The organism is Marinimicrobium sp. UBA4209 (assembly GCF_002381585.1).
Taxonomy (GTDB): domain Bacteria; phylum Pseudomonadota; class Gammaproteobacteria; order Pseudomonadales; family Cellvibrionaceae; genus Marinimicrobium; species Marinimicrobium koreense.
Genome location: NZ_DFTP01000024.1, coordinates 24329 through 25116 on the forward strand (window position 1 = coordinate 24329; position 788 = coordinate 25116).

The following is a 788-nucleotide window of genomic DNA, read 5'->3' on the forward strand; positions in this document are numbered from 1 at the left end:
GTCAAGCTCGCGGTCTATGCCCCTGTGAATTACATCTTGCCCAGCCGGTTAGCAAAGTACGAGGCACTTTACGACACCGAGGTGTCCAGCGGTGGCGGCCGGCTCAAGCAGGCGGACCGGGAGCGCAGTCTTCAGGCTCTGATGACCACTAACCTGCTCAAGCGCCTGGAGAGCTCGGTAGAAGCATTCCGTAAGACTTTGAAAAAACTGCAGGATAATCACACTCGCACGCTGGAAAAGATCGCCACCTATAAGGAAACTGGCCGCGATGCCGGCTTCGCGGATGTCACCGCCGGTTTTGAGGATGCAGAGCCCGAAGATGAGGAATGGCTGCCCGCTGATGACGACAGTATCGGTGGAAAGGTGCGCATCAACTTGGCCGACATGGACTTGCCGTCCTGGGAGCGGGACCTTGAGGCTGATCTTGGCGTTCTCGCAGCGCTATTGGCCGAGATGGAAAAAGTAACTCCGGAAGACGACGCCAAACTGCAGCACATCAAAGCGCAACTCAACAACAAGATCAATGCGCCCATCAATCCCGAAAACCGGAAGATCGTCATTTTCACGGCCTTTTCCGATACTGCGCACTACCTCTACAACCAGCTGGTGCCGGGGATTCTTGAAGACCACGGACTGCACAGCGCTATCGTCACTGGCTCCGAAGCACCCAAATCCACGCTTGGCCGGGGCTATGATTTCCAGTCTCTACTGACCTTGTTCGCTCCGCAGGCGAAGGAAAAACACCATGTCCTGTCGGATGAGCCGAACGAGATCGACCTCCTGATCGC

Annotated in this window: 1 pseudogene; it reads left to right on the forward strand. The window is 56.2% G+C overall.

Features of this window, described 5'->3' with window-relative positions:
* Nucleotides 1-141 precede the first annotated feature (141 nt).
* Nucleotides 142-788 (forward strand): annotated as a pseudogene (locus B3187_RS04010) (ATP-dependent helicase); the annotation flags it as partial.